Genomic DNA, 21,888 nt, shown 5'->3' with positions numbered 1-21,888 from the left:
GTTCTGCCACAGTATAAAAAAGGGAGGGCAGGAAATACTTTATTTGACCCCTTAATTGCATCACGGAGGTAATCGCTTTGAATAAAGTGGAGATATGTGGTGTCAATACTTCCAAACTTCCGGTTCTCCCCAATCAGAAGATGACCGAACTTTTTGAACGCATGCTCCGCAATGAACCCGGTGCCAGGGAGGCGCTTATCAAGGGAAATCTCAGGTTGGTGCTATCGGTAATCCAGAGGTTCAACAACCGGGGAGAAAATGTGGATGACCTGTTTCAGGTGGGATGTATCGGTCTTATCAAGGCCATCGATAATTTTGATCTTGGCAAGAACGTGAAATTTTCTACATATGCTGTGCCGATGATTATAGGGGAAATAAGAAGATACCTGCGGGATAACAATCCTATTCGCGTGAGCCGTTCACTGCGTGATATCGCTTACCGGGTTTTGCAGATCAGGGATAAACTTGCTAATCGGCTGTCACGAGAACCCTCCATCCGGGAAATAGCCGGTGAACTGGGCCTGCCGAGGGAAGATATCGTGTTTGCCCTCGATGCAATCCAGGAACCGATATCGCTGTTTGAACCGATATATTATGATGGGGGAGATCCCATCTTTGTCATGGATCAGGTCAGCGACGAGAAGTGTGCAGATGACAGGTGGCTCGTTGATCTGGCCATCAAGGAGGCGTTGACAAAACTGAACGAGAGGGAACGGCTGATTCTGACCATGCGTTTTTTCAAGGGCAAGACGCAGATGGAGGTGGCCGACGAGATTGGCATCTCGCAGGCTCAGGTGTCGCGGCTGGAAAAAGCTGCCCTGAAGTTCTTGAGGAAACAGATACAGTAAAATGGTTCCGCAAGCCCGGGTATTCAACAAAAAGGGTCGGCGGAAGAATCCGGTTTTGTACACAATGTAACCTGCCACCGGGGGGAGAAAGATGATGATAAAGATATCGGAGTTAAAAAATCGTGATGTGGTCAATGTGAATGATGGCCGCCGCCTGGGAACAATCATGGATCTTGACATCGATCTTCAAAAAGGGGTGGTGAACTCCATTGTCGTCCCGTCACAGAAAGGGTTCTGGGGCAGATTGTCGGGTCCCAAGGACCACATAATCTCCTGGAGCAAGATTGTCAGGATCGGTGTGGACACGATTCTGGTGGACTATCCACGGGAAATCTTGTAATGATTATTGTTAAAATAAAAAAATAAAATATCCGAAATAACTTCTTTACATCCTATATGTTGTGTATTATAATCATGACTACAACAACATGTAGGAAAGGAGGAGTATGAATAGATGAAATGCCCCTTCTGCGGAGAGCTGGAAAGCAGGGTTACCGACTCCCGGATGACAGAGGAAGGGACAACGATCAAACGGCGCCGCGAATGTATTTCCTGTGAGAAAAGGTTCAACACGATGGAAAAAGTCGAGGAGAACCCGATCATGGTCATAAAGAGGGACGGGCGCCGTGAAATATTTGATGGAAACAAAATACTTACCGGTTTGCTGATAGCCAGTAGAAAAAGAAACCTGCCTGTAGAAATACTACAAGGTTTGGTTGAAGAACTGGAACAGGAACTTCGTGTAACCTACACCCACGAGGTTGATGCCGATCAGATCGGCGACATACTGCTCAACAAATTAAGAAAAATTGATGAGGTTGCCTACGTGCGTTTTGCTTCAGTTTTTCATCAATTCCAGGATATAGAGACTTTCAAGAAAGAACTGGAAAAGATGATAAAGACGAGGGAGACCGATTGACAATGAAGGCAATCGATTGAATGGGAGGATAACCGCATGGCAAAGGCGTTTGTGCATTCAGTTGAAGGTGAGGAAGGTTTACAGAAGGGGACGGATTTTGCCGAAATAAGAAAAAGGGATGGCCGGGTCGTACCGTTTGAGCCCGAAAAGATAACCGAGGCCATTTTCAAAGCTGCCTGTGCAGTCGGCGGCCGGGATCGCAGTATTGCTGAAAATCTGACCTTGCATGTGATCAGATCGTTGAAAAAAGAAGAAAGATACAGTGGCATCATACCCGCTGTTGAGGATGTCCAGGATGTGGTGGAGAAGGTTTTGATTGAAAATGGACATGCCCGGACAGCCAAGGCTTATATTTTGTACCGGGCCCAGAGAACGCGTATCCGCGATGCCAAATCGGAACTGATGGATGCAGTCAAGGAGATTCTGGTGGAAACAAGCCGTGAAAATGCAAATGTCAGCAATTCCCCGTCGGCGAAGATGTTGCAGATAGGCAGTGCGGCCAGCAAGAAATATTATTTGAGCAACCTTCTGCCCAGGGAGTTTTCAAGGGCGCATATAGAGGGTAGCATTCATATCCATGACCTTGATTATTACAGCAAGACTTTGAATTGCCTGCAAATCGATCTGACACGTTTGTTGAAAGAAGGATTCAATACCGGTTATGGCTATATAAGGCCGCCCAAGAGGATTGCTTCCGCTGCCGCCCAGGCGGCCATTATCCTGCAGAGCAACCAGAATGACATGTTCGGCGGTCAGAGTTTCCCCCATTTTGACAGAAGTATAGGAGAGGTCATCCGCAATATGGGGAAAAAGGTGGAATATGAGGAAATATTCCAGGCCATGGAGGGGTTTGTCTACAATCTGAATACCATGCATAGCCGTGCCGGTGCCCAGGTTCCCTTTTCCTCCCTGAATTTTGGAACCGACGTTACACCCGAAGGCAGGAACGCCACCAGGGCCGTGCTTGAGGCATTCCATGCAGGTTTGGGAAACGGAGAGAGCCCGATCTTCCCCAACCTGGTATTCCGCCTCAAGAAAGGGATAAACCTTGATCCCGGAGATCCCAACTACGATCTCTTTCAATTGGCCGTCAAGGTTGCTTCCCGCCGGCTGAACCCGACTTTCAGCTTCATGGACGCATCGATCAACCGCAAGTATGGCGATGAAGTCTCGTATATGGGCTGCCGTTCCCGGGTGATTGCCAACCGCCATGGGCCCGAGGTGTCTGCCGGCAGGGGCAATATCGCTCCTGTAACCATCAACCTTCCGAAACTGGCCCTGGAAAGCAAGGGCAATCTCAAGCAGTTCACGGATGAACTCGACCGTATTATGCGCCTGGCGGTGAGCCAGCTGCTTCACAGATTTGAAGTTCTTTCCCGTCTGAAGCTCAAAGATCTGCCGTTTCTGATGGGGCAGCACCTCTACATCGGTTCAGAGGATCTTGGCCCCGAAGATTTTATCGGTGCGGCTATCAAGAACGGATCACTGGCCATCGGCTTTATCGGGCTTGCCGAGACGCTGGTGGCTTTGATCGGGAAGCACCACGGGGAGGACAGTGAAGCCCATGAGGTGGGAGTGGCTATCATCGAGCAGATGCGCCGTAACACGGATGCATTCGAAAATGAATACGATCTGAACTTTGTCCTCTATGCAACTCCGGCGGAGGGACTTGCGGGCCGCTTTGTGGCCATGGACCGGGAGAAGTACGGCATTATCCCCGGGGTTACGGACAAAGACTACTATACCAATTCATTTCATATACCGGTCAATTATGCCATCTCCCTCTTTGATAAAATATCGATCGAGGGTGATTACCATCGTTTCTGCAATGCCGGGCATATCACCTATGTTGAGCTTGATTCTCCACCGGAGCATAATCTTGGTGCCATGGAAAAAATCATCCGGCACATGGCCGACTCGGACGTCGGATACGGAGGGGTCAACTATCCGGTGGATGAGTGCAGAGGCTGTTCTTACAACGGATTGATTCCCGAAGAGTGTCCTTCGTGTGGCAGTTCCGATATCAGAAGGATCAGGCGTATCACGGGTTATCTCTCCACGGAAGACCGCTTCAACGAGGCCAAGATATCCGAATTGAAGGACAGGAAAGCTCATGTTTACCGGGAGAAAAGATGAAGCTACGTATTGCAGGGATAAAGAAAGAGAGTCTGGTCGATGGGCCGGGCGTATGTTACGTGATCTTCGTGCAGGGTTGTAACCACAATTGCCCGGGGTGCCACAATCCTGAAGCGCAGCCGTTCGACGGCGGGGTGGAGATGGAGATCGGTGCTATTTTCGAGGAAATTGCTTCTCTCAAGGGAACGGACGCCGTGGTGTTCAGCGGGGGGGAGCCCTTCTTGCAACCGGTGGCTCTCTCCTTGCTGGGTAAGAAGATCCACCATCTGGGATTGAAAATAATTACCTATACCGGTTTTACCCTGGAACAGTTGCTGGAAAATTCACCGCAGAAACGTGATTGTCAAAAATTGTTGGAGGTTACGGACATACTGATAGATGGCCCCTATATCGAGGAACAGAAAGATCTTGAACTGGCTTTCCGGGGATCAAAAAACCAGAGGATCATCGATGTCAAACCCTCGATGAAGTTGAAAAAAGCGGTGGTCATGTCGGAATTGTAGCCCGTTATCTTTCTTTTTCTCCCTCTTTTCTCCTCCCGGGGGTGTGATCATATATCGGCAGCTATATCCTGAATCGTCATGGTGAACTCTGTTTTCTTCAACCTTCCTGGAGATCGGGAATGAATACGGTCGAGGTCGGTTATTCAACTCGATGTGGGGGTGCAAGCCGCGGATCCTATGCTTCCCTCAACCTGGCCTATCATACCGGGGATAGGGTTCTGGCTGTCCGGGAAAATCGCCGTCGTTTCCTTTCCATATGGGGCCTTTCCCCCCAACACCTTGTAACGGGGGAACAGGTTCACGGGACAGGTATACATCGGGTTGAAGAGGGTGACCGCGGCAGGGGAGACCGCAAGGGGACGGCCATACCCCGGTGCGATGCGCTTGTCACCGGGGTAGCTGGCGTTGTTCTGGCTGCTTTCTCCGCCGACTGCATGATCGTCTACCTGGTCAATCCGCAAAGAAGGGTAGCTGCCCTGGCCCATGCCGGTTGGCGCGGGGTGTTGAACGGTGTGGTCGGGAAAGTGGTCGATGCCCTGGTGAGCGAATACGGGGGACACCCCCGGGAATTGATGGCCTGGGGCAGTCCATGTATCTGCCGACGTTGTTTCGAAGTATCACAGGAGGTTGCCGTCCTGTTTCTGGATCGGGGCTGGGATGATCCTTTATTTTGTGATGGGGACGAAACTGCCGGAAAATATTTTCTGGATCTGAGGGAAATCGTGCGGAAGCAGCTTGTCACGAGCGGGCTGCCGACAGGGAATATCGAGATGGCAGAAATCTGTACATCATGCCGTCCCGATCTGTTCTACTCCTACCGGCGCGAGGGAAAAAAAACAGGCAGGATGATGGGTTTTGTTTCTTTGATGGAATGAGGGGTGTATACCAGAGGCGGGTTGGCCCCCGGTGACCGCTCCGCCACCGTGATTGCAGTTGCACCGGCCGGGGCGTGAAAGTATACTTTTTGAGGAAAATATTTTGCCATGGAAGAGAAGGATCAGATGAAATGGCCCGAAAACAAGCCCGTAATTTCAGTGTTATTGAAGGTGAAGGAAAAAGCAAAAAACCGCTCCGGGGCAAGATAGCATATTTTGTTATTCTGGGTTTGTTGCTCCTTCTCTTCGCTCTCGTCGGTTATCAGTGGATGGATTCATGGCTCTACTTCCGGCGTGTTCAGATCGCGGTTGCCGAGGAAGGGGCCATGGATTCCTGCGTCAGTGTTACCGGCATCATCACCCGGGATGAGACCGTTGTTCCTTCACCGGTAACGGGTTTCATTCTGGGGAAGATTCCCGAAGGCGAGCGTGTCCCTGTAGGGGGAGAGGTGGTAACGGTTATACCCGATCTTTACGAACCGGACAACGGGGACGAGGCGGGGAACGACCGGCGCGGTTTCAAATTCTATTTCCAGAAATTGAAAACATGGTTGATGAGCCCGTTCACATCCAGGGAACGGTCAAAAAAAGAAGAAGGCGAGGACATTGAAACTCTTTCCGGTTCCGGGGGACATGAAAGCCATTCTGTCAGATCCCCCATGGCCGGGGTTGTTTCTTATAGCATCGATGGCCTGGAGGAAGAGTATCTGTCCGGTTATCCCTATGATTTGCTGGGAGGAGAAAATGAATGGACGGGGCAGGATATTCCCCCAAAAAAGGAGTTCGTGGCCGAGGGGGAACCCCTTTTCAAGCTGGTCAATAACTGGGAATGGTTTTTCAGTGTAGTTCTGGGAGGCAAGGAAGGGGAACTCATGGCCAGGAGGAAAAATGTAAATATTACTTTTTCATTTTTTCCCAACGAGCCCATCCAGGCTGTACTGGTGGACAGGATGGAAGATCCCGAAACCCGGAATATTTATTTTACCTACAGGATTTCCCGGCAGATTCCCGGATTTACCCGCTACCGCCGGGCCGAAGCGGAAATCAATTATTATACTCATGAAGGAGTCAAGATTCCCCGCAGTGCCATAATCGATGAGGAGGGGGTGACCGGGGTTTATCTCAACGATAAAGGAATCGTGGCCTATTATCCGGTAGATATTGTCCATGAGGCTGATTATGATGTTATCGTGGACGGCATTCCTCCGAACAGCATCGTCATTATCCGTCCTGAACTGGTCAAGGAGGGTCAAAGGATGGAGTAATATCATCGGTATGTCCTGTCCGGGGTTCATATTCTTGTTGTGGGAGTAGATCAAGGAGGTTTTACATGTTGAACAGAAGGTTGGAAGAGGTAAGATCCAGAATCAGGTCGTCAGCCTTGAAAGGTGGTTACGATCCGGATGGAGTGAAAATTGTCGCTGTGACCAAAAATGTAGCGGTGGAAAGGATAGCAGAAGCCCTGGAACTGGGTATCACCAGTTGCGGGGAAAATCGCCTTCAGGAGGCCGAGCCAAAAATAAAACAGCTTCCCGGTGAAATCAGGTGGCATTTTCTTGGCCACCTTCAGACCAACAAGGTGAAATCGGTAATCAATCTGTTTTCCCTGATACATTCCCTTGACAGCTTGCGCCTGGCCCGGGCCATGGAAAAGAGAGCCATGCAAATGGATGTGGATGTACCGGTATTGATCCAGGTCAACGCTTCCGGTGAGGAGAGCAAGTACGGTTTTCATCCCGGGGAAGTCGAAGATTTCATCATGGAGATCAGGGGAGGAAGAATAAAGATCAGGGGCCTGATGACCATGGCTCCCTATTTCGATAATGCCGAGGAAGCCCGGCCGATCTTCCGGCAGGTGCGGGAGCTGAAAGAAAGGATCAAAATTCCGGGGGTTGAGTTGGAGTATCTTTCCATGGGAATGACCAATGATTATCATATCGCCGTCGAGGAAGGAGCCAACATGGTGCGGGTCGGCACGGCCCTGTTCGGGGCCCGTTGAACATACCTGGAGGAGGTTTTTGCGATTCCGGTTAGAAACATTCTTGTTCTGCTGGTCAATACGTATGCTTACATTATTCTGGGGCGGATAATCCTTTCCTTTATGATGACTGGCCAGGATCCGGGAGATAACGCGTTCATCGGAAATTTGTACCGGTTTTTGTGGCAAATCACCGAGCCGCTATTGAAACCCCTCAGGGGATTGATCCCTTCCATGCGGTCAGGCGGTGGAATTCAACTGGACTTCTCTCCGGTAATAGCATTCCTGTTACTTCATTTGCTGCGCTATATCATTGAAACCTGGGTTCGCATATAGCGATGTGGCGTGACACAGCTTCAGGATTGCAAATTGTACTGCGGTATAACAGCTGCCCCGGGAAAAAGTTAACGGAAACAAGGAGCGATGGATTTTGTCACCTGATCAACTTTTTCTGCGCTACAGCGAGGAAAGTGACCGGAGATGGATCAAGTACCTGATGGAAGAAATCGGGCAGCTTCACGAGGGCAAGAAAGAGTGGGTTTCCGGCTTCCTGTCTCCTTACCGGAGGCAGATAACGGAGGAAGTTTTCGGGAAATATCCGGACATACGTTACAGCGCATATGGCGGCCATGCCGAAGCTCGGAGGGTACGTATAAAGGCATGGGTGGCCGGTGAAAAGGATGCCGGGTTGCCCCCGGTTGATCTGATTTTCCTGAATGGGGCTTCCTTTCCGGATACCGAATTCGAGTACGAACTCCTGCAATATCTTTATGATGCAGGGGCGGAAGAGGATATGATCGGTGACTTGATACGGGATGGGGAAAAACGGGGAATCAGAGTGTTTGTTGCTGACAATATTTCATCGATGCTGAGGGATCAACTGAACAGGATCGATCCGGCAGAAGCCCGGGTGGAGAAAATCTCCCGATCCCTTCCTGCACACACCGATGACCGTACCGATTTCAAGATGATAAAGGGCACCGTAGCTTCAGCAAGGCTGGATGCGGTGATCAGTCTGGCCCTGAGGATCTCCAGATCGCGGGCGGCAAGCATCATCAAAGAGAATCTGGTTCAGGTCAACCGGAAAGCTGCAACGAGTCCTTCCTGCCGATTGAAAGAGAAGGATGTGATTGCTACATCGAAAGGGACGTTTATCATCGAATCTTTACCGGGGAAAAGCCGGAAAGGGAGAAGTTATATTATTATCAAGAAATTTTATAAATGATGGAAGGATTAGAATTCCGGCATGTCGAACTTTCTAATCAATTCAGGAAAGGGGAAAGGACGGGGTATGAAATGGTTCTAAATGTGAACGATATCCACAACCGGGAATTCGAAAGAACATTCAGAGGGTACAGCGTGGATGAAGTTGATGAGTTCCTGGAAACCATAGCCCTGGAATATGGCGGCCTTCTGAAAGAAAACAATGCTCTTCGCGAGAAGGCCAATAAATTGAGCGAGGAATGCGAACGCTGCAAGCGGGCGGAAGAGAACGCCAAAAAAGATATGGCTGAAGCCAGGAAAAACGCAGAAAAATACAAATTGAGCTCCAGGGAAGAAATCCGCTCGATCCGCGAAGAGGGAGAAAGAAAGTCCGAACGCCTCAACCAGGAAAATGCGGCATTGCAACGCAAAAACGAGGAATTGCGCACGCAGGTCAACAACCTTACCAGGGAGAGCGAGGGGTTCGACAAAGTCGAGGAGATGATCCAGATTGCCGTGTCGCGGTCACAGGAAGCTGCAGAAAGGATCCTGACAGAGGCAAGGCAGGAGGCAGAATCGATCCGGCTTGGTGCAGAGAAAAACAGGCGGGAAGCGGAAGAAATCAAACAGAGAACAGAAATGGAGGCGCAACGGATAAACGACGAATATGAAGTATTGCTGCAGGAAAACAGCCAGTTGCAGGATGAAATCGTGCAGCTATCCGACAAAATAAAAAATTACGAGAAGCTGGAACAAACAGTTCATAATGCCATTCTGGTGGCGCAGGAAGCGGCGGATGATGTCAAGCAGAACGCCAAGAGGGAATCGGAACTGATCCGCAAGGAGGCGGAGAGGGAGGCGCAACGAATTATCGAGGATTCCCGTTATCAGGCCAGCCGTATATTGGCCGAACATGAAGATTTGCATAAACAGGTCCAGGTCTTCAAGATGCGTTTTCGCTCTTTTATCGAAGCGCAGCTATCTTCACTGGAAATGGAAGATTGGTCCGATTCTTTACCTGCCCGGCAGGGCGACGAATAAACGTGCGGGGGCATGGTCAATAATAGATATGATTTGAATGGCGATGAACGGGTCAGTAGAAGGCATCGGTTTGTACAGAGAAACGGGACGGGTGAAAACCGTTGAAACCCTGCTTCTTGAAAATCTCCCGGGAGCTCCAGGTGCGAAACTTTTCTGCGGAGAGAAAGTAGTGCCTGGCGGTTGATCCCGTTAAAGGTTATCCAGAGAGGTCGTTTGTTAACGTCTACGAGGGTGGTACCGCGGGATACAATCTCGTCCCTGATTCAAAGGGACGAGATTTTTTTATGGTATAATTGATAATCATGAAATATAAAGGAGATTGAACGATGAACTACAATAAAACCCTGAACTTGCCACGGACGGATTTTGCCATGCGCGCCGATCTGCCGCGCAAAGAACCCGGCATTCTGAAGTTTTGGGAAGATATAGATATTTACAGGCTGGTACGTGAACACAGGAAGGGGGCACCGCTATTTATTTTACACGATGGCCCCCCATATGCCAACGGGAAGATACACATGGGGACCGCGCTCAACAAGGTTTTGAAAGACATCGTCATAAAATATTCGACGATGAAAGGGATGGATGCTCCCTATGTTCCCGGATGGGATACCCATGGATTGCCGATCGAACTTCAGGTTATCAGGCATAAAAAGGTAAAGAGGGATGACTTCCCCCCCCTCGAGTTCAGAAAACTTTGCCGGGATTATGCTCTGAAATACCTGGATATTCAACGGGAACAATTTTACCGTCTGGGAGTCAGGGGAGATTGGGAAAACCCCTACATCACTCTTGATCCTTCCTTTGAAGCCAAACAGATCGAGGTATTCGGTACCATGGCCAGAAAAGGTTTCATTTACAAGGGGCTGAAACCCGTCTACTGGTGTCCGGATTGCGAGACAGCCCTGGCCGAGGCGGAGATAGAGTATGAAGATATCGAATCCCATTCCATATATGTAAAATTCCCGGTTACAGTTGCATCCGCGGGCAGAATAACTGACGATACCCGGCCGGTATTTTGTATGATCTGGACCACGACCCCATGGACAATCCCGGCCAACCTGGCCATTGCACTCAATCCCGAGTTTGATTATGTGCTCGTCGATGCCGGTGACGAACTTTATATCCTGGCCGAGGGGCTGTGGATGAACGTGATGCAGGTTGTGGAACAGGAATGGACTGTATCAAAAAGGTTCAAGGGATCGGAACTTGAAGGGATAAAATGTGCTCACCCCCTTTACCAGCGGGAATCCCCCGTGGTGATGTCGGCCGAATTTGTCACCCTTGAACAGGGTACCGGCCTGGTTCATATTGCCCCCGGGCACGGGTTGGAAGACTACGAGGTAGGTACAAGCTACGGACTGGGGATCCTCAGCCCCATCGACGGGCGTGGTTACTTTACCGAGGAAGCGGGAGAACTGGCAGGGCTCCGTTATGACCGGGGGAACGAGGAGGTCTTGCATGCCCTGGCGCGGGAGGGTTCCCTGTTGAAATCGGATGCGATACAACACCAGTACCCCCATTGCTGGCGATGCAAGAAACCGGTCATCTTCCGGGCTACCGAACAGTGGTTTGCTTCCATCAAAGGTTTCCGGGAGGAAGCTCTCCAGGCCATACGTGAAGTCAACTGGTATCCACGATGGGGTGGGGAACGGATTTACAACATGGTCAATGATCGCCAGGATTGGTGTATCTCCCGCCAGCGAATCTGGGGAGTTCCCATACCCATTTTTTATTGCCGGTCGTGCGACGAACCGATCATCAACGACCGGACCATCGACGCGGTGCAATCATTGTTTGCCAGGGAGGGCTCGGATGCCTGGTTCAAGTATGATGCCGGGCAGATCCTGCCTCCGGGCACCGTATGTGAGAAATGTGGAAAAAACGAATTCCGCAAGGAAGAAGATATCATGGATGTATGGTTTGATTCCGGTTCCAGCCATATAGCTGTCTGTGAAAACCACGAGGACCTGCGTTGGCCGGCCGACCTTTACCTGGAAGGAAGCGACCAGTACCGCGGCTGGTTTCAATCCTCATTGCTCACATCGGTGGCTGTAAAAGGGGAGCCGCCTTACCGGTCAGTTATCAGCCATGGGTGGGTTGTTGACGGCGAGGGGAAAAAGATGTCCAAGTCGCTGGGCAACGTGATTTCACCCGATGAGATCATCAAGGATTATGGTGCCGATATCCTGAGGTTGTGGGTCTCCTCGGCCGATTTCACCAGGGATATTCACCTATCAGAAAATATACTCAAACAGTTGGTGGAAGTGTATCGCAAGATCCGAAATACTTCCCGGTTCCTGCTGGGGAATCTGTTCGACTACGAGCCGACCGCGGAGGGTATTCCCTATGACCGGATTGATGAACTTGACCGTTGGGTGCTGGCCAGGATGCAGATTCTGATCCAGAAGGTGACCCGAGCTTATGATGATCACGAGTACCACCAGGTATTTCACGCCATCCATAATTTCTGCGTGGTTGATATGAGCAATTTTTACCTGAATATAAATAAAGACAAACTGTACTGTTCCCATCCCCGTTCCGTTTCCAGGAGGGCTACACAGGCGGTGATGTTCTACATCCTGAAACAGTTGAGTTTGATGATATCTCCCATCCTTACATTCACGGCCGAGGAACTGTGGCAGTGTATGCCGGAGCAGGCAGAGAAAAGTATCCAGCTGGCAGAATGGCCTTCCGTGGTGGATCGGTACTGCGACGAGGAGCTTCTCGAAAAATGGGAGCATCTGCTTGAAACAAGGGATGAGGTTCTGCGTGCGCTGGAACTGGCCCGCAACCGGAAGGAGATCGGAGACACCCTCGAAGCGGAGGTAATATTGTGGGGGGGAGAAGAGATATACGCCAGTCTCCAACCCTTCCGGGATGACCTGGCCAATCTTCTGATCATATCGGAACTCGATTTGAGGGAGGGTTTGGAAGCAATCCCGGAAGAAGCCTGGCGCAGTGACAGGTTGCCCCTGGCTGTGCAGGTAGCAAGGAGCAGCAACAGGAAGTGTACGCGTTGCTGGGCTTTCCGTGACCATATCGGGGAAAAAGGAATCTGTTCCCGCTGCGAAGCGGTGGTGGCGAAATTGGTGGAAGAAAAATAGTATTGTTTTCGATGTTTTGTACAAAATATTAAGGAGATCGGCGTATTATGAACGAGACGCGGTCAGGCATGGAAGAAAAAGAAAATGTAGAGTTATCGGTACAGCATACATTGATCGAGCGTATGCAGAAACTTTCCCATGATATGGAAAGACTGAACATGGCTGAATATATCAACATGATAAATGATCCTCGAAGGTTCATGAAGATCAACTTTGCAGCCGGTCTGGCCAGGGGATTGGGGTTTGCCCTCGGGGCTACCTTTTTTGCTGCCCTGCTCATATACATCTTGCAACATATCATGGTGCTGAACCTGCCCCTGATCGGGGATTTTATCGCTGAACTGGTAAAAATTGTCCAGGAACATTTGTAACCATGCATGTATAGAAAGAAACGACGAGAGATGATGGACAGAAAAAACATAAAAAAATATCTCATCGAAGAGAAAGAAAGGCTCCTGGATCAACTGCATGCCGCGAATACCTCTCTGCGTGATAGCGTGGATGAACTGTCGCTGGCCGACAACCATCCCGCGGACCTTGGCTCGGAATTGTTTGAAAGGAGCAAGGAACTGTCCGTGAAAGAAACACAGACAAACCTTCTGAATGATATTGAACTGGCCCTTGCCAAACTTGAGACAGGCCGTTATGGTATCTGCGAGAGATGTGGGCGGGAAATCACGGCGGAAAGGCTCGAGGCCCTGCCCCACGCGAAACTGTGTATCCGCTGCCAGGGGGAAGAAGAAAAACAACTCGAAAGTGGGCGCCCTGTCGAGGAAGAGGTGCTCGAGCCCCCTTGCAAAAATGAAACCGTGCCCCGATCTTCCGGCCGGGATGCGGAAGATGTCTGGCAGGAAGTGGGGCGTTACAACGAGCGCTCCGGGATTTTCGAGGATGGTTTCGAAGACGGGGAAGATGAAAGAAAAAGGTGAGAAACAGGTGGCCGGGTTTGCCACGATTGCAGTGGGAGGATATATTTGGTAGTCGGGGAGAAACGGGAAAGGGGTCGGATGCTTTTTTTTACAATTGTCTTGCTGGTTCTCTTTCTGGATCAGCTGGCCAAGCACCTCGTTGTATCTTTTTTGGAGCTGGGGCAATCGGTACCCGTGCTGGGCGAAACTGTATCGATAACCTATGTTTTGAACCCGGGTGCGGCCTGGGGTATTCTTGCCCACAGGACCACCTTTTTTGTGGTTATCACCCTGATTGTTGCCCTGGTCATCCTGTATTACAATCACTGCCTGCCCGCTTGCTACAAATTTACAAGAATCGGCCTCGCCTTTCAACTTGGCGGGGCTATCGGTAACCTGGTTGACCGGATCAGGGTTGGCCATGTGATCGATTTCCTGAAAATTTCTTTTTATCCGCCCATTTTCAATCTTGCAGATGCAGCCATCGTGATCGGGGGAATCATTTTTATCTTCTCCCTGTGGAAAGAGAGCAGAAGAACACGGCTTACCAACCCATGATCTGTTCGTTGCATTCCATTCTCCGGAAAAAATGGCTGTAAATCCGCCCCTTTCCGCCAAGCCTGCTCCCGGCCTGACTCCAGGGTAGGCCTTCAGCGGGGAACCGATTTTCTTGTTACTTCCGGGGCGGTATGTTACTATATCCATAAATTAGCGGTTGGAAAACTTGATGAAGAGGTGGTTGCATGTACCCTGTTTTGTGGGAAACGCCGTATTTTTCCATCTATGCATATGGCCTCATGATTTCTCTGGGAATACTGATTTCCTCGATACTTGTTTTGCGGGAAGCCCCCAGGCAGGGGTACCATCCCGATCATATCCTGGAAGCAATCATAATCGTGGGCATCTCCGGCCTTGTTGGCTCAAGGATCCTCTTTGTCATTCTTAACTGGAGTTATTACCGGGACGATCCCATACGTATCCTGCATTTTCGATCGGGTGGCCTTTCTTTTTACGGTGCAATCATTCTGGCCATCATAGGGCTGCTGCTATGGAGCCGCTGGCGCAAGCTGCATTTTTTGAAACTGGCCGATTTCCTGGCCCCATACATGTTGCTGGGGTATGCCTTCGGCAGGGTGGGGTGTTTCCTCAATGGTTGTTGTTACGGAAAAATAACGGATTTATTCAAGGGCTCCCAACTTGCGGAGATATTTCCCCGCCATCCGGTTCAACTTTACGCCAGTCTGGGGGCCCTGGCGCTATTCTTTCTGGTCCTCTACCTGAGGAAATACAAGTTCTTTGAAGGTTACAATTTTACACTCGTGATCCTGACTTACGGGCTGCTGAGATTCACGACGGGCTTCTTCAGGGAAGATGTAATATCATGGTTGGGACTATCCTTTGCCCAGATCTTCAGCATGGGGCTGGTCGTTGCAATGGCACTGCTCCTGTGGTTCAAAAAGAGACGGAAAGCTGGGAAAAGTTGAATCGAAACAAAATGAAAAGAATTATCATACTGGATGTTGCCAACTCCGGGGAGCGCCTTGACCATTTCCTGACCCGGAGCATGGAGGGTGTTACGAGGGCCGAAGTACAGAAGTTGATAAGAGATGGCATGGTCACCATTGAAGATGCCAAGCCCAGGAAGAGCTACCCTGTCCAGGCCGGAGAACGGATCAAGGTGAAGATGGGGGCGGTCAAGGATCCGGGGGTATACCCCGAGCCCTTGCGGATTGAACTGCTGTACGAAGATGAGAACCTGGCCGTGGTGAACAAACCCAAAGGAATGGTTGTTCATCCTGCGCCCGGCCATGCCGGCGGTACACTGGTCAATGCCCTGCTCTACAGGTATGACAGGCTCTCGAGCGTGGGGGGGGCATTCCGCCCCGGGATCGTACACCGTCTGGACAAGGATACATCAGGTCTTCTGATGATTGCCAAAAATGACGAGGTGCATCGGAATCTGGCAAGGCAATTCAAGGCAAGAACGGTCAGAAGGGTATATCTGGCTGCAGTCTGGGGCAAAGTTGCCCCCGGGCAGATGATAATTTCAGCCCCGCTGGGACGTGATCCTCGCAATCGGAAAAAGATTGCCGTGCAGGAAGGGGGGCGGGAGGCGATCAGCCATGTATACCCACTATGCAATTTCCATGATTCCTCGCTGATCAGGGTCGAATTGAAAACGGGAAGGACACATCAGATAAGAGCCCATATGTCACATCTGGGATACCCCCTCGTTGGAGATCCCCTTTACGGGGGGAAAAACAAAAAACTGGATCTTATCGGGTGGAAAGGGCAGGCCCTGCATGCAAGATTGCTGGAGCTGGTTCATCCCCGCACGGGGGAGAAGATAAAATTTGTTGCCCCCTTGCCGCCTGAATTCAAAAGATTGTTGAGTTTTTTGCGCGACGAGAGCCAGCTTTAAAAGGAGCGGAAAAAATGAGAATAAAACGGAAAATACTGGACGAAGAAGGTATCCGACGTGCCCTTACGCGGATCGCCTATGAAATTATCGAGAAAAATACCGGTGGGAGCGACCTGGTCCTGCTGGGAATTCAGAGACGTGGCGGCCCGTTGGCCGAACGTATTTCACAGATCATTGCCGGGATCGAAGGCATCGAACTGCCCGCGGCCGAACTGGACATCTCGTCGTACAGGGACGACCGGGAAACATTGATCTGGAGCCCGGGAGAAGAAAAGATATTGACCTTCAAGGTGAAAAACAGGCGGGTGGTTCTTGTCGATGATGTTCTTTATACCGGCCGGTCGGTAAGGGCGGCCATGGATGCAGTGATCTATTCCGGGGGGCGCCCCCTGCAGATTCAGCTGGCCGTGCTCATTGACAGGGGGCATCGGGAACTTCCGATCAGGGCCGATTACGTGGGCAAAAATGTTCCTACCAACCGTCGGGAAGTTATAGAAGTCAAAATCCGGGAGATCGACGGTGTTGATGAAGTTCTCATCTGTGAACCTTGAAATCATTCCTCTTCTTTCCAGATCTTGAAGCGCTGCAAGGCCGGATGGTCCGGCGAGACGGAAATGCTCTTGAAATTGTTGTATATGGCCATCCCCGGTCTTTTTCCCGGGGCGCGTTTCAAATTTTTTATTCTGGTATAATCAACGGTAACAGCTGGAAGCCTGCTCCCTTTGCTGAAAAAAGCAGCCAGTGCCGCTGCCTCCAGCAGGGTTTGTTTGCCGGGTGGAAAAGGGGAATCCTTTATCACCACATGGGCGCCAGGGAGATCCCGGACATGGAGCCAGACGTCATCACGGGAAGAATTTTCGAAAGCAAGTTTCTCATTCTGAAAGTTGCTCTGCCCCACAAAAATTTGCAAGCCGGATGATGATAAAAAAGAAAGCGGGCCAGTTTTCACGGGCCGTTCTTTTGCAGGGGAAGGGGATTGTTTCCCGATATAGCGGTTTTGAATCAACTCCTCCTTGATTTCTTTCAAAAGTGGAATGTCGGCTTTTTCAAGAGAGAAGAGCACATTTTCCAGGTATTTTTTCTCGGCATCCGTTCTGGACAGGCGCTCCCTGATGATCGATTTGCTTTTCGATAGCTTGCGGTAATTTTTGAAGAATTGCTGAGCGTTCTCCACGGCCGAATAGCGGGGATCAAGCGCTATGTGGATCCGTTCCGGTTCCGGGCCGGTGTCGTAGATATTCGGCAATTCTACCGCAGAACATCTTTTTTCAATCCTGTGGAGATGGGCCAGGATCAATTCGCCATAAAGTCGGTATTGTTCCGCTTTCCTGGCCCGTAAAAGATCTTCCCTCTGCCTTTTTTCCTTCTGCCTGGTTTTTTTCAGTTCCCTCTCCGTGACCTGCCGCAACTGTTTGTACAATTGGTCTCTCTGTTCGGCAACCTGCCTCCGGGCATAATGATCGGCCAGGAGTTGGTTGGCATTGTCATACTGCCTGTGGGGGCATGATTGGTAAATATCTGGTTTGAAAGCGGCAAAGAAAGTCCGTCCCCCATCCGGTTTGATGACAACCGGCTGGAAATCTTTACGGTTGTACCTTTCCATGATCACCTGCAAAGCTTCCCACATCCTGTTCAATGTTCCGGCTGTATCGCCTGCTTCAATTTCTGCCCGGGCAGCATATTCAATTTCTTCGGCCCAGAGGGGGCTTATTCCATGGAAAGAGTCGAGGAGGGCTTGCTTCCAGGGCAGGCCTTCCCCCATAATGGAGGAGGCTTTTTCCATGAAGGCCTCCCGGTCCAGATCTGTCAACAAGATTTTTTCGGGGACGGGAGGGGGCAGGTAATCCGCTCCCGGCATGATGATGCGGCGGTTACCGATTTTCGGGGGCATGATTCTCAGCGCTCCCTTGATTTTATGATCATCACCGACAAGGATGATGTTGCTACGGCGCCCCATGATCTCCACGATCAACCGGTAACGATCCGACCTTCTTTCAAAATATATCTCCGCCACCCTTTCCCATGCCTGTTGTTTGATCCTTGCCAGTTTTGCCCCTTCCAGGTACTTGCGCAGAAGCATGCAAAACGGTGGGGGAACGGGAGGCGAGGTGTATTTTTGAACCGTAAGATGGAAACGTGGGGACGAGGGGGTACATGACAGCAACAGAAAACCGTAACTCGAAGAACGGTTGAAAGATAGCATTATTTCGTACGGAAAAGGCTGGTAAATCTTTCTCACGATTTCACCGACGAGTATATCCCGTAACTCACTTGCCACGGCAGAGAAGAAGATAGCATCAATCATTTCGAGGCCTCCCCGTAAAGTATAGCCCGGATGACACTGGCAAGACAAGAGAAAACATATCGGGATGAAAGACCGGAGAAGCAAATCAAATATACCCGGCCGGATACTTTCATATTGACATGCAAGGAATCATAGAAATATCTAGGACAATCATCCAAAGAGGAAGAGAGCCCGGATAAAACATGAAAAGACTCCATTATCTCATTCTATCAACGGTGGTAGTGGTAGCCCTGATCGGCGGTTATTTTCTTGCCCCGGCTTTAAAAAAAAATGGACCTGAAACGGGAAAGTCAGTCCTCAGAATTGCTTCATTGCCCGAGCCGGCATCTGTACCCGTTCTCGTCGGCATTGATGAAAGAATTTTTGCCAATGAAGGTATCGATATGCATATCGTTCATTTCGAAGATGAGGCCGGCCGCGACAATTTCCTGAAATCAGGAGCTGTTGACGGAATCATAGCTGATATAGAAACGGTGAAATCTTTGCAGGAAGAAGGATTCTATGTCAAAGCGGTATCCCTGATCAACGAGAAAAGGCGGGCCGGGGAGGGTGAAGGGAAAAACGGAGGCGAAGATGCAACATGCCGGCAGCGGTTGTTTGCATTTGCCGGGGAGTCCCTGGACGAAAAAAGGGGAGAGATAACCAGGTTTCACCTGATTTACGAATCAATCCTTGCCGATCCGGAACTGGAAAACAAGTACGAGCATTACCCTCCAGAGATGGATTTTGGACTCTGCTTGATCATGTCTCCGCAAAAGGGAGAAGTCAGGAACTTTGATGAATTGCTTGAAGAGGAGGAGCCCTGCAACCGTTTTTCCCTTTTTGATAGATTGTTCGAACGCGAATATTTGAAAGTGAAGAATGATAATTCCTGAAGCAGGGGGGGACGAGAGCATGCAACAGTGGCCGCTTATGAGCGCCACGCAGGTATGCGAGCAACTCCGGGTCAATCCGGAAAAGGGGCTCCACGGGCACGAGATCTCTGCCAGAAGAAACGAATGGGGCAGAAACTTGTTGATAAAAGGCCGTTCCCCTTCCCTGCTGGGTTTGTTCATATCCCAGTGTGGTGACTTCCTGGTGCTTGTTCTTCTGGCTGCAACGTTGATTTCAGGATTGCTGGGGGAGTACGCCGATGCCCTGGCGATCATCATCATCGTGCTTCTGAATGCCATTCTGGGGACGGTGCAGGAGTACAGGGCGGAACGTTCCCTGAAAGCTTTGCGTGACCTTGCTGCCCCACATGCCAGTGTTCTGCGGGATGGATCAATGCAGGTGATCAGTGCCGAGGAGATCGTACCCGGGGATATCCTGGCCTTTGAAGCAGGTGACCGGGTCTGTGCCGACATCCGCCTTCTGAACACTCAATCGCTGGTCATGAACGAGGCTTCGCTGACGGGTGAATCGGTGCCTGTAAACAAATCTGTGCGGCCACTCGGGAGCATACCTCCCTCACTCGGGGATGTCAACAACATGATTTTCAGTGGAACCCTGGTAGCGGGTGGCCGTGGCCGGGGTGTGGTTGTGGCCACGGGCATGAACACCCAACTGGGGGAGATCGCTCATCTGATTGAACATGCCGGGAAAGAATTGACCCCCCTGCAAAAACGATTGGGCAGCCTGGGGCGTATCCTGGTAATGATCTGCCTGTGCATCTGCAGCGTGGTGGTTCTTCTGGGTGTCCTGAGAGGGGAACCGATCTATGGCATGTTCATGGCCGGTGTCAGCCTGGCGGTGGCTGCCATCCCGGAAGGATTGCCGGCAATTGTGACCGTTTCCCTAGCTCTGGGGGTTCAGCGTATGGCTCGCCGGAAAGCGATAGTGAGGCGATTGCCGGCGGTTGAAACACTCGGCTCGGCCACGGTGATCTGTTCCGACAAAACCGGTACGCTGACACAAAATTGTATGGTCCTCAGGGAAATCTACACCCGGGGAACAGGATACATCAGGGAGGAAGGGGGGCCCTGGAAGAAGGGGGGCGAACCTGTAATTGCGGCGGGGGAAGCACCCCTGGCCATGGCCTTGAAGATAGGTCTGTTATGTAGCAATGTGTTTCTGCAGAAAGAAGGGGAGGTCGGTGGATGGGGGGGGGATCCCACCGAAATGGCTCTGGTGGAGGCGGCAGGTTTTGCAGGAATAAGGTCGGTATCCAGGCGCTTGCTGGAGATTCCTTTTACTGCCGAACGCAAGATGATGACGGTGGTCGTGAAGGATCGGGGCTTGAAGGCCATGGTCAAAGGGGCGCCGGAGGTCATCCTGCAGCGCTGTGCCTTCATCATGGATGGCAAAAAAATCAGATCGTTTGCCGCCGGGGAAAAGGAGAGAATACTGGTCAGGGTGGAAAAGATGGCCAGTACCGCACTGAGGACCCTGGCGGTTGCTTGCCGGGACTTGACCGAACCGGAACTGAACGACAGGGAAAGGATCGAGAAGAATCTGGTGTGGGTAGGATTGTTGGGGCTGGAAGATCCTCCCCGTGCTGAGGTATTCTCGGCCATAAGAACTTGCCACAAGGCGGGGATAAAGGTGGTCATGGTCACGGGGGATCACCGCTCCACGGCGGAAGCGATAGGCCGACGGCTGAACATTTTGAAAGATGGGCTGGTTCTAAGCGGCGAGGAACTGGATCAACTCAGCGAGCAAGCTCTTTACAGGATAATAGAACAGGTTGAGATATTTACCAGGGTGAATCCTGCCCACAAATTACGTGTGGTCCGGGCCTTGAAAAAAAGGGGGCATGTCGTGGCCATGACCGGGGATGGGGTCAACGATGCCCCGGCGGTGAAAGAAGCTGATATAGGCGTGGCCATGGGCATCACCGGTACGGAGGTCACCAGGGAGGCAGCCTCGCTGGTTCTCGAGGATGACAATTTTGCATCAATCGTGGCCGCGGTGGAAGAAGGCCGCAACATCCATGCCAATGTCAGGAAGTTCATCCGTTTCCTTCTGGGTTGCAATACCGGCGAAATACTGACCATGTTCATCGCTATCCTCATTGGTTTGCCGTTGCCCCTTCGTCCACTTCAGATTCTGTGGATCAACCTGATCACGGATGGTTTTCCCGCTCTGGCTCTGGGCGTGGAACCGCCCGATGAAGAAATAATGCAATCTCCTCCGCAAAGAAGTGAAAGGGGGATTTTCAGCGGTGCACTGTGGGGATGGATTGTGCTCAGGGGGATCGTCATTGCTATCTCCGCGGTGACTGTATTCGTGATTGTTCTGAACAGAAGCAACAACCTGCTGCAGGCGCAGACAGCGACCCTGGTTACACTTATCCTGACGCAACTTATCATCGTCTTTGAATGCCGCACAGAAAAAGTGCCCTTCTGGACGGCCGGGACGAAGCCGAATTACTATCTGTATGCAGCGGTTCTCTGCTCTCTTGCTCTTCTGTACCCGGTGATCCATATTCCGGCAATACGGAACATTTTCCAGACCCTTCCCCTCGCGCCGGAGTCATGGGCATTGATAGCTCTGGTTTCGCTCCTTCCCTATCCGGTGATGTGGCTGGGAAGCAAATTGAGGTCCGGGAGAAATTGAAAGCATATTTTTCCTGCATATCCAAGAAAACCAATCCCTTGTTAACTGCTATAAATAATGGTAATATTAAGCCTGAAGGTTGTTTGGCACCTGAAATTCTGTACTG

21 protein-coding genes and 1 other annotated feature are annotated in these 21,888 nt (G+C 50.8%); of the genes, 20 read left to right on the top strand and 1 reads right to left on the bottom strand.

Features of this window, described 5'->3' with window-relative positions; translation table 11 throughout:
- Window positions 1-71: 71 nt before the first annotated feature.
- The 18 genes from sigG to pyrR all read left to right on the top strand — a co-directional run bounded on the left by sigG (window position 72) and on the right by pyrR (window position 16,491).
- Window positions 72-848: an RNA polymerase sporulation sigma factor SigG gene (sigG, locus tag GX364_01810; GenBank protein ID NLI69590.1), complete on the top strand. Its 777-nt coding sequence runs from the start codon at window positions 72-74 to the stop codon at window positions 846-848.
- 94 nt (window positions 849-942) lie between these two features.
- Window positions 943-1,188, top strand: coding sequence for a YlmC/YmxH family sporulation protein (locus tag GX364_01805; GenBank protein NLI69589.1), 246 nt, complete (start codon window positions 943-945; stop codon window positions 1,186-1,188).
- 114 nt (window positions 1,189-1,302) lie between these two features.
- Complete coding sequence (nrdR, locus tag GX364_01800; GenBank protein NLI69588.1) at window positions 1,303-1,767, top strand: transcriptional repressor NrdR; 465 nt, start codon at window positions 1,303-1,305, stop codon at window positions 1,765-1,767.
- Window positions 1,768-1,803: 36 nt separating this feature from the next.
- Window positions 1,804-3,903, top strand: a complete 2,100-nt coding sequence (nrdD, locus tag GX364_01795; GenBank protein ID NLI69587.1) for an anaerobic ribonucleoside-triphosphate reductase — start codon at window positions 1,804-1,806, stop codon at window positions 3,901-3,903.
- Window positions 3,900-4,406: an anaerobic ribonucleoside-triphosphate reductase activating protein gene (gene nrdG, locus GX364_01790; protein NLI69586.1), complete on the top strand. Its 507-nt coding sequence runs from the start codon at window positions 3,900-3,902 to the stop codon at window positions 4,404-4,406. Before nrdD ends, nrdG begins: the two co-directional genes overlap by 4 nt.
- 119 nt (window positions 4,407-4,525) lie before the next feature.
- On the top strand, window positions 4,526-5,281 hold the full coding sequence (pgeF, locus tag GX364_01785) for a peptidoglycan editing factor PgeF (protein ID NLI69585.1): 756 nt from the start codon (window positions 4,526-4,528) through the stop codon (window positions 5,279-5,281).
- A gap of 131 nt (window positions 5,282-5,412) precedes the next feature.
- Complete coding sequence (locus tag GX364_01780) at window positions 5,413-6,546, top strand: hypothetical protein (protein NLI69584.1); 1,134 nt, start codon at window positions 5,413-5,415, stop codon at window positions 6,544-6,546.
- 65 nt (window positions 6,547-6,611) lie between these two features.
- Window positions 6,612-7,280, top strand: a complete 669-nt coding sequence (locus GX364_01775; GenBank protein ID NLI69583.1) for a YggS family pyridoxal phosphate-dependent enzyme — start codon at window positions 6,612-6,614, stop codon at window positions 7,278-7,280.
- 6 nt (window positions 7,281-7,286) lie between these two features.
- The gene (locus GX364_01770) at window positions 7,287-7,595 is read left to right on the top strand and encodes a YggT family protein (GenBank protein ID NLI69582.1); all 309 of its coding nucleotides are present in this window, start codon (window positions 7,287-7,289) and stop codon (window positions 7,593-7,595) included.
- 94 nt (window positions 7,596-7,689) lie between these two features.
- On the top strand, window positions 7,690-8,484 hold the full coding sequence (locus tag GX364_01765; GenBank protein NLI69581.1) for a hypothetical protein: 795 nt from the start codon (window positions 7,690-7,692) through the stop codon (window positions 8,482-8,484).
- 71 nt (window positions 8,485-8,555) lie between these two features.
- Window positions 8,556-9,503 (top strand): DivIVA domain-containing protein, encoded by a 948-nt coding sequence (locus GX364_01760; GenBank protein ID NLI69580.1) that lies wholly within the window; start codon window positions 8,556-8,558, stop codon window positions 9,501-9,503.
- A 34-nt stretch (window positions 9,504-9,537) separates the two neighbouring features.
- Window positions 9,538-9,766 (top strand) — a binding site (T-box leader).
- 63 nt (window positions 9,767-9,829) lie between these two features.
- Window positions 9,830-12,610, top strand: coding sequence for an isoleucine--tRNA ligase (gene ileS / locus GX364_01755; GenBank protein NLI69579.1), 2,781 nt, complete (start codon window positions 9,830-9,832; stop codon window positions 12,608-12,610).
- Window positions 12,611-12,678: 68 nt separating this feature from the next.
- Window positions 12,679-12,981 carry a hypothetical protein gene (locus GX364_01750; protein NLI69578.1) on the top strand — a complete coding sequence of 101 codons (303 nt, stop codon included), beginning with the start codon at window positions 12,679-12,681 and terminating at the stop codon, window positions 12,979-12,981.
- Window positions 12,982-13,011: 30 nt separating this feature from the next.
- Window positions 13,012-13,539: a hypothetical protein gene (locus GX364_01745; protein NLI69577.1), complete on the top strand. Its 528-nt coding sequence runs from the start codon at window positions 13,012-13,014 to the stop codon at window positions 13,537-13,539.
- A gap of 78 nt (window positions 13,540-13,617) precedes the next feature.
- Window positions 13,618-14,076 (top strand): signal peptidase II, encoded by a 459-nt coding sequence (lspA, locus tag GX364_01740; GenBank protein ID NLI69576.1) that lies wholly within the window; start codon window positions 13,618-13,620, stop codon window positions 14,074-14,076.
- Between the two features lie 185 nt (window positions 14,077-14,261).
- On the top strand, window positions 14,262-15,002 hold the full coding sequence (gene lgt, locus GX364_01735; GenBank protein NLI69575.1) for a prolipoprotein diacylglyceryl transferase: 741 nt from the start codon (window positions 14,262-14,264) through the stop codon (window positions 15,000-15,002).
- An 11-nt stretch (window positions 15,003-15,013) separates the two neighbouring features.
- Window positions 15,014-15,940: an RluA family pseudouridine synthase gene (locus GX364_01730; protein ID NLI69574.1), complete on the top strand. Its 927-nt coding sequence runs from the start codon at window positions 15,014-15,016 to the stop codon at window positions 15,938-15,940.
- A gap of 14 nt (window positions 15,941-15,954) precedes the next feature.
- Window positions 15,955-16,491 (top strand): bifunctional pyr operon transcriptional regulator/uracil phosphoribosyltransferase PyrR, encoded by a 537-nt coding sequence (pyrR, locus tag GX364_01725; protein ID NLI69573.1) that lies wholly within the window; start codon window positions 15,955-15,957, stop codon window positions 16,489-16,491.
- Between the two features lie 2 nt (window positions 16,492-16,493).
- Here pyrR and GX364_01720 read toward each other — a convergent pair whose 3' ends face one another.
- Entirely contained in the window at window positions 16,494-18,245 is a 1,752-nt protein-coding gene (locus GX364_01720) for a fibronectin/fibrinogen-binding protein (GenBank protein ID NLI69572.1), read from the bottom strand.
- Between the two features lie 182 nt (window positions 18,246-18,427).
- On the opposite strand from GX364_01720, the gene GX364_01715 reads away from it, so the two are divergent.
- Together GX364_01715 and GX364_01710 are read left to right on the top strand one after the other, a co-directional pair.
- Entirely contained in the window at window positions 18,428-19,120 is a 693-nt protein-coding gene (locus GX364_01715) for a hypothetical protein (GenBank protein ID NLI69571.1), read from the top strand.
- Window positions 19,107-21,782 (top strand): cation-translocating P-type ATPase, encoded by a 2,676-nt coding sequence (locus GX364_01710; protein ID NLI69570.1) that lies wholly within the window; start codon window positions 19,107-19,109, stop codon window positions 21,780-21,782. The genes GX364_01715 and GX364_01710 overlap by 14 nt, the downstream gene beginning before the upstream one ends.
- Window positions 21,783-21,888 lie beyond the last annotated feature (106 nt).

It is taken from the genome of Bacillota bacterium (assembly GCA_012518215.1).
Lineage (GTDB): Bacteria > Bacillota > Dethiobacteria > DTU022 > PWGO01 > JAAYSV01.
The sequence above is the reverse complement of the archived record's forward strand: the minus strand, read 5'-3'. Positions and strand labels throughout refer to the sequence as shown.